This window comes from Streptomyces sp. NRRL B-24572 (assembly GCF_002156145.1).
Classification (GTDB): domain Bacteria; phylum Actinomycetota; class Actinomycetes; order Streptomycetales; family Streptomycetaceae; genus Streptomyces; species Streptomyces vietnamensis.
In genome coordinates, this window is record NZ_MWIG01000154.1 from 1 (window position 1) to 6,322 (window position 6,322).

Consider the following 6,322-nt stretch of genomic DNA (forward strand, 5'->3'; position numbering starts at 1 on the left):
CCCCCTGCTCTGCGGGACGATCGCCCACACGGAGGCACTACGCCCAGAGCTGGCCCTGGACCGCTTCGATCGCTTCTTCCGTCGTCTTGGCCGTGTAGAGGCCCGTCGACAGGTACTTCCAGCCGCCGTCGGCCACCACGAAGGCGATGTCGGCCGATTCGCCCGCCTTGAGGGCCTTGTTGCCCACGCCGATGGCCGCGTGGAGGGCCGCGCCGGTGGAGACGCCCGCGAAGATGCCCTCCTGCTGGAGGAGTTCGCGGGTGCGGGTGACCGCGTCGGCGGAGCCGACGGAGAAGCGGGTGGTGAGGACGGAGGCGTCGTACAGCTCGGGGACGAAGCCCTCGTCGAGGTTGCGCAGGCCGTAGACGAGGTCGTCGTAGCGCGGCTCGGCGGCGACGATCTTGACGTCGGGCTTGTGCTCGCGCAGGTAGCGGCCGACGCCCATGAGCGTGCCCGTGGTGCCGAGGCCCGCCACGAAGTGGGTGATGGAGGGGAGGTCGGCGAGGATCTCGGGGCCGGTGGTGGCGTAGTGCGCGCCGGCGTTGTCCGGGTTGCCGTACTGGTAGAGCATCACCCAGGAGGGGTTCTCGGCGGAGAGCTCCTTGGCGACGCGCACCGCCGTGTTCGAGCCGCCGGCCGCGGGGGACGAGATGATCTCGGCGCCCCACATGGCGAGCAGTTGGCGGCGCTCCTCGCTGGTGTTCTCGGGCATGACGCAGACGATGCGGTAGCCCTTGAGCTTGGCGGCCATGGCGAGGGAGATGCCGGTGTTGCCGCTGGTCGGCTCCAGGATGGTGCAGCCGGGGGTGAGGCGGCCGTCCTTCTCCGCCTGCTCGATCATGTGGAGCGCGGGGCGGTCCTTGACCGAGCCGGTGGGGTTGCGGTCCTCCAGCTTCGCCCAGATGCGGACGTCGTCCGAGGGCGAGAGCCGGGGGAGGCGGACCAGCGGCGTGTTGCCGACCGCGGCCAGCGAGGAGTCGTAACGCATGTGGATCAGACCATGCCGCCGGCGACGGCCGGCAGGATCGTGACGTTGTCGCCGTCGGTGAGCTTGGTGTCGATGCCGTCGAGGAAGCGGACGTCCTCGTCGTTGAGGTAGACGTTGACGAAGCGGCGGAGCTTGCCGTCGTCGACGATGCGGGCCTCGATCCCGGCGTGGCGCTTCTCCAGGTCGGCGAAGAGCTCGGCGAGGGTCTCGCCGTTGCCCTGCACGGCCTTCTCGCCGTCGGTGTAGGTGCGGAGGATGGTCGGGATGCGGACCTCGATGGCCATGGCGTGGGCTCCTGTCGGAAGTGGCGTGATGGGCGCGCTTCTGTGGCCCCGCGCGGAGGGGGTCGTACGGTGGGGGCGCTCGGCCGGTCGCTCGGAGCTCAGGGCTCAGAGCGCGGCGCGTGCGGTACGGCGCGCGGTACAGATCGCGCTGGTCAGGCGGCACAGGTCGACGTGCAGGCGTGCCACGAGCAGGAGGGTGCTCGGAGTCTCTTCGCTCACGTCGTGGGAAACCATGGGCTCATCGTATCGATTCCCGGTCCGGGTTCCGGAATGTGATCTCACATGATGGATGATCGGTGACCGCCTGCCGGAACGGTGGCCGTTCGGCGGCAGGTCGGTCCTGGTGCGGCTGCCCGGCGGTCAGTCCTCGTAGGCCTCGACGATCTTGACCTCTTCCTCCGTGACGACTCCTTCGACGATCGTGAAGGAGCGGAACTGGAAGGGGCCGGCGTCGTCGGTGTCGGCGGTGGAGACGAGGACGTAGTGAGCCTGCGGCTCGTTGGCGTACGAGATGTCCGTGCGGGACGGGTAGGCCTCGGTCGCGGTGTGCGAGTGGTAGATGATCACGGGTTCCTCGTCCCGGTCGTCCATCTCGCGGTAGAGCTTCAGCAGGTCCGCGGAGTCGAACTCGTAGAACGTGGGCGAGCGCGCCGCGTTCAGCATCGGGATGAAGCGCTCGGGGCGGCCTTCGCCGACCGGCCCGGCTACGACGCCGCAGGCCTCGTCGGGGTGGTCCGCTCGGGAGTGCTCCACGATCTGGTCGTACAGGGCCCGGGTGATGGTCAGCATGCCGACAGGATAAGCAGACGGGCCGCCCCGTACCGATGGATGGTACGGAACGGCCCGAATGGTGAGACCTGGCAGGTCAGAGCGTCAGGAGCGCTTGGCGAAGGCCGCGGCCTGCGGGTTGCGGGCCTTGAGGACCAGGTAGGAGACGGCGAGGATCAGGCCCCAGACCGGTGCGCCGTACAGCGCGACCCGGTTGTCCTTGTCCATGCCCATGGTCACGATCACCATGCCGATGAAGGCGAGCGAGAAGACGCTGAACCAGATGCCGCCCGGGGCCTTGAAGGAGGACTGGGGCAGCTCGCCGCGATCGGCCTTGAGGCGGTAGCGGATCTGGCAGAAGAGGATGACGATCCAGGCCCACATGCCGGAGATGGTGGCGAAGGAGACGACGTAGTTGAACGCCTCGCCGGGCCACTGGTAGTTGATCCCGACGCCGACCAGCATCAGCGCGGCCGAGACGGTGGTGCCGACCAGCGGGGTGCCGGACTTCGTCAGCTTGGTGAAGACCTTCGGGCCCTGGCCGTTGAGCGCGAGGTCGCGCAGCATGCGGCCGGTGGAGTACATGCCCGAGTTGCAGGAGGACAGGGCCGCCGTCAGGACGACGAAGTTGACGATGGCGGCGCCGACGCCGAGGCCCATCCGCTCGAACGCCTCGACGAACGGGCTGACGCCCGGCTTGAAGGCGGTCCACGGGACGACCGACAGGATCATGATCAGCGCGCCGACGTAGAAGACGGCGATGCGCCACGGCACGGTGTTGATGGCCTTCGGCAGGACCGTCTTCGGGTCCTTCGACTCGCCCGCCGTCACGCCGACCAGCTCGACCGCGAGGAAGGCGAACATGACCATCTGGAGGGTCATCAGGGTCGAGAAGATGCCGTCCTCGCCGCCGAAGAAACCGCCGAGGTCCCACAGGTGGGTGACGGAGGCGGTGGCGCCGGCGTCGGAGAAGCCGAGGGTGAGGATGCCGGCGCAGATCAGGATCATGCCGACGATCGCGGTGACCTTGACCATCGAGAACCAGAACTCCAGCTCACCGAAGAGCTTCACGGAGATCAGGTTGGCGGCGTAGAGGATCACGGTGAAGACCAGGGCGGAGAGCCACTGCGGGATGTCCCACCAGTACGTCATATACGTGGCCGCGGCGGTGACTTCGGTGATTCCGGTGACGACCCAGAAGAGCCAGTACGTCCAGCCGGTCGCGAAGCCCGCGAACGGGCCGATGAACTCCCGCGCGTACTCCGAGAAGGAGCCCGACACCGGGCGGTACATGAGGAGCTCGCCGAGCGCCCGCATGATGAAGAAGATGACGAGGCCCGCGACGGCGTACGCGAGGATCAGGCTGGGTCCCGCGATGGAGATGCCCTTGCCCGCGCCGAGGAAGAGCCCGGTGCCGATGGCGCCGCCGATCGCGATCATCTGGATCTGGCGGGCGCCGAGTGCCCGGTGGTAGCCCTCGCCCGAGGCGGAGTCCGCGGCCTCATTGCCGTCGTGCTGCTTGTCGACCTGCACTGAGGTCATGGTGGTGCGCCTTTCTCCATGCTGATCCGCGCGACTGCGAGTGCGTCTGCTGCGGATCAGATCCTGATCCCCCCGGATGTGGATGGAGTGCTACCGGCGGTCAGCCGGCCCAAGCGCCCTCGGGAACAGGGGTGGCGTTGCCCGAGTGGTCGTGAAGATTTATCACGGGGTGCGGGGTGATCGACGGAGTTGAGTGTGGCGCACGCCACAAATAAATACGGACAAAGGGTGCACAAGATGGCCGAGCGGACGCTCTGATAACGCATTCGTTATCCGGATTTGAGCGTCCGCTGAGCGAACAGGCCGTCGCGCGGGGGTGTCGCTACGGCATCAGGGTCGCGACGAGGGACTCCTGGAGCGCCCCCAGCCAGAGGTACGCCATCACCATCGGCTTGCGCGGATCGGAGTCCGGCAGCCGGTACAGCTCCTCGCTCTGCTCGTCGTCCGTGACCTCGAGGCGGGTCCCGATGGTCAGCCGGAGGTCGTTGAGCGCGCCGAGCCAGGCCCGGGACTCGTCCGGGCCGAGCTTCAGGACCGCGCCGCCCTCCCCCTCCACCTCGGCGGACAGGGAGTCCAGGGCGCGCACGACCACGAGGGCGTCCTCGCGCTTGCGGGCCCGCAGGTCGTTCTCGGTGTAGCGGCGGAAGTCGGAGGCGGCCGCCCGCAGCTCCTCGCTGTCGTCCCCGTACGCGTCGGGGAAGAGGCGCCGGAGGGCGGGGTCGGACGGCGGCTCGCTGGGCCCCTCGGCGAAGAGCGCGGCGAGCGGGTCCGCGTCGGCGGCGGGCTCGTCGCCCGGGCCGATCAGCTCCATGAGCTGGACGGCGAGGGAGCGGAGGATGGAGATCTCGACGTCGTCGAGCGCGACGGCCGCGCCGCCGCCGGGCAGGGCCTCGAAGTGGCCGGCCATCAGAAGCGGTCCTGGGAGAGGGTCGCCCACAGGCCGTAGCCGTGCATCGCCTGCACGTCCCGTTCCATCTCCTCGCGGGTGCCGCTGGAGACCACCGCGCGGCCCTTGTTGTGCACGTCGAGCATCAGCTTGTGCGCCTTGTCCTTGGAGTATCCGAAGTACGACTGGAAGACGTACTCCACATAGCTCATCAGGTTGACCGGATCGTTGTGCACGAGGGTCACCCAGGGCACGTCGGGTTCGACGACCGCGGAGACCTCCTCGGCCGATTCCGTACGTTCGATCTCAATAGGCGCGACGCTCACTCACACCATGTTGTCACCCCTGGGGGCCCGTCGCGCAAACGGGGCACGCAGGTGGCCCCACCATCCGGCCCACCGCCCGGATCCGCTGTCCGGGTCCACTGCCCGGACCCACTATTCGTCAATCTGACGATTTCTGCGCTAGCATCGCTGACATGAACGCTGCGGACCTTGGGCTGCCGGTGGACGTGCCGTCGACCGCGCTCTTCACCGATCAGTACGAGCTGACCATGCTCCAGGCGGCCCTGCGGGCCGGCACCGCCGACCGTCGCTCCGTCTTCGAGGTCTTCACCCGGCGGCTGCCCGAGGGGCGCCGCTACGGCGTCCTCGCGGGCGTCGGCCGGGTCCTGGACGCCGTCGAGAACTTCCGGTTCGACCCCGCCGTCCTGGGCTTCCTGCGGGAACGCGCCATCGTCGACGAGCCGACCCTGCAGTGGCTGGCCGGCTACCGCTTCTCCGGCGACATCTGGGGCTACCCCGAGGGCGAGGTGTACTTCCCCGGCTCCCCCGTGCTGCGCGTCGAGGGCTCCTTCGCGGAGTGCGTGCTCCTGGAGACCGTGATCCTCTCGATCCTCAACCACGACTCGGCCATCGCGGCCGCCGCCTCCCGCATGTCGGCCGCGGCCGGCGGGCGGCGCCTGATCGAGATGGGCGCCCGCCGCACCCACGAGCTCGCCGCCGTCGCCGCCTCCCGCGCCGCGTACGTCGGCGGCTTCGAGGCCACCTCGGACCTCGCGGCCGGCTTCCGCTACGGCATCCCGACCGTCGGCACCTCCGCCCACGCCTTCACCCTGCTCCACGACAGCGAGAAGGACGCCTTCCGGGCCCAGGTGGAGACCCTCGGGCGCGGCACGACCCTGCTCGTCGACACGTACGACGTGGCCGAGGCCGTCCGTACCGCCGTCGAGGTCGCCGGGCCCGAGCTCGGGGCCGTACGGATCGACTCCGGCGACCTGCTGCTCGTCGCGCACCGGGTGCGGGCGCAGCTCGACGATCTTGGCGCCCGGGACACCAAGATCGTGGTCACCTCGGACCTCGACGAGTACGCCATCGCCTCGCTCGCGGCGGCCCCGGTCGACGCGTACGGGGTGGGCACGCAGCTGGTGACCGGCAGCGGCCACCCGACCTGCTCCATGGTCTACAAGCTGGTCGCCCGGGCCGCCTCGGCCGATCCGAAGGCGCCCCTGGTGCCGGTGGCCAAGAAGTCGCTGGGCGGCAAGGCCTCCGTCGGCGGCCGCAAGTGGGCGGCCCGCCGGCCCGACGCGGCCGGGGTCGCCGAGGCGGAGGTCGTGGGCACCGGACCGGTCCCGCCGGAGCTCGCCGGCCACCAGCTGCTCGTCGAGCTGGTCAAGGGCGGCGACGTGGTGGCCCGGGAGCCCCTGGAGGCCGCCAGGTCGCGGCACATCGCGGCCCGCGCGGGGCTGCCGATGTCGGCGATCCAGCTGTCGCGGGGCGAGCCGGTCCTGCCGACGGAGTACGCGTAGCACTGCCCGGCGCTTCCCCCTCCCCGTGGGAGGGGGAAGCGCCGGGC

At 69.7% G+C, this 6,322-nt stretch carries 8 protein-coding genes; 1 reads left to right on the forward strand and 7 read right to left on the reverse strand.

Annotated features, from left to right (window positions below; all coding sequences use genetic code 11):
* Positions 1-37: 37 nt before the first annotated feature.
* The 7 genes from CCN56_RS09830 to clpS all read right to left on the reverse strand — a co-directional run bounded on the left by CCN56_RS09830 (position 38) and on the right by clpS (position 4,794).
* Positions 38-988 carry a PLP-dependent cysteine synthase family protein gene (locus CCN56_RS09830; protein WP_041129433.1) on the reverse strand — a complete coding sequence of 317 codons (951 nt, stop codon included), beginning with the start codon at positions 986-988 and terminating at the stop codon, positions 38-40.
* Between the two features lie 5 nt (positions 989-993).
* Complete coding sequence (locus tag CCN56_RS09835) at positions 994-1,272, reverse strand: MoaD/ThiS family protein (RefSeq protein WP_086825582.1); 279 nt, start codon at positions 1,270-1,272, stop codon at positions 994-996.
* Positions 1,273-1,377: 105 nt separating this feature from the next.
* The gene (locus tag CCN56_RS44355; protein ID WP_256961884.1) at positions 1,378-1,506 is read right to left on the reverse strand and encodes a putative leader peptide; all 129 of its coding nucleotides are present in this window, start codon (positions 1,504-1,506) and stop codon (positions 1,378-1,380) included.
* Positions 1,507-1,632: 126 nt separating this feature from the next.
* Positions 1,633-2,061, reverse strand: coding sequence for a Mov34/MPN/PAD-1 family protein (locus tag CCN56_RS09845; protein ID WP_086825587.1), 429 nt, complete (start codon positions 2,059-2,061; stop codon positions 1,633-1,635).
* An 84-nt stretch (positions 2,062-2,145) separates the two neighbouring features.
* The gene (locus CCN56_RS09850) at positions 2,146-3,582 is read right to left on the reverse strand and encodes an amino acid permease (RefSeq protein WP_086825589.1); all 1,437 of its coding nucleotides are present in this window, start codon (positions 3,580-3,582) and stop codon (positions 2,146-2,148) included.
* 322 nt (positions 3,583-3,904) lie between these two features.
* Positions 3,905-4,489 carry a DUF2017 domain-containing protein gene (locus CCN56_RS09855; RefSeq protein ID WP_086825591.1) on the reverse strand — a complete coding sequence of 195 codons (585 nt, stop codon included), beginning with the start codon at positions 4,487-4,489 and terminating at the stop codon, positions 3,905-3,907.
* Positions 4,489-4,794: an ATP-dependent Clp protease adapter ClpS gene (clpS, locus tag CCN56_RS09860; RefSeq protein ID WP_041129438.1), complete on the reverse strand. Its 306-nt coding sequence runs from the start codon at positions 4,792-4,794 to the stop codon at positions 4,489-4,491. The genes CCN56_RS09855 and clpS overlap by 1 nt, the downstream gene beginning before the upstream one ends.
* 152 nt (positions 4,795-4,946) lie before the next feature.
* On the opposite strand from clpS, the gene CCN56_RS09865 reads away from it, so the two are divergent.
* Positions 4,947-6,275 (forward strand): nicotinate phosphoribosyltransferase, encoded by a 1,329-nt coding sequence (locus tag CCN56_RS09865; protein ID WP_179199774.1) that lies wholly within the window; start codon positions 4,947-4,949, stop codon positions 6,273-6,275.
* Positions 6,276-6,322 lie beyond the last annotated feature (47 nt).

Coding starts and splice junctions, on each gene's coding strand:
- CCN56_RS09830 (WP_041129433.1), bottom strand. CDS start 988: ATGCGTTACGACTCCTCGCTGGCCGCGGTCGGCAACACGCCGCTGGTC.
- CCN56_RS09850 (WP_086825589.1), bottom strand. CDS start 3,582: ATGACCTCAGTGCAGGTCGACAAGCAGCACGACGGCAATGAGGCCGCG.
- CCN56_RS09835 (WP_086825582.1), bottom strand. CDS start 1,272: ATGGCCATCGAGGTCCGCATCCCGACCATCCTCCGCACCTACACCGAC.
- CCN56_RS09855 (WP_086825591.1), bottom strand. CDS start 4,489: ATGGCCGGCCACTTCGAGGCCCTGCCCGGCGGCGGCGCGGCCGTCGCG.
- CCN56_RS09845 (WP_086825587.1), bottom strand. CDS start 2,061: ATGCTGACCATCACCCGGGCCCTGTACGACCAGATCGTGGAGCACTCC.
- CCN56_RS44355 (WP_256961884.1), bottom strand. CDS start 1,506: ATGGTTTCCCACGACGTGAGCGAAGAGACTCCGAGCACCCTCCTGCTC.
- CCN56_RS09865 (WP_179199774.1), top strand. CDS start 4,947: ATGAACGCTGCGGACCTTGGGCTGCCGGTGGACGTGCCGTCGACCGCG.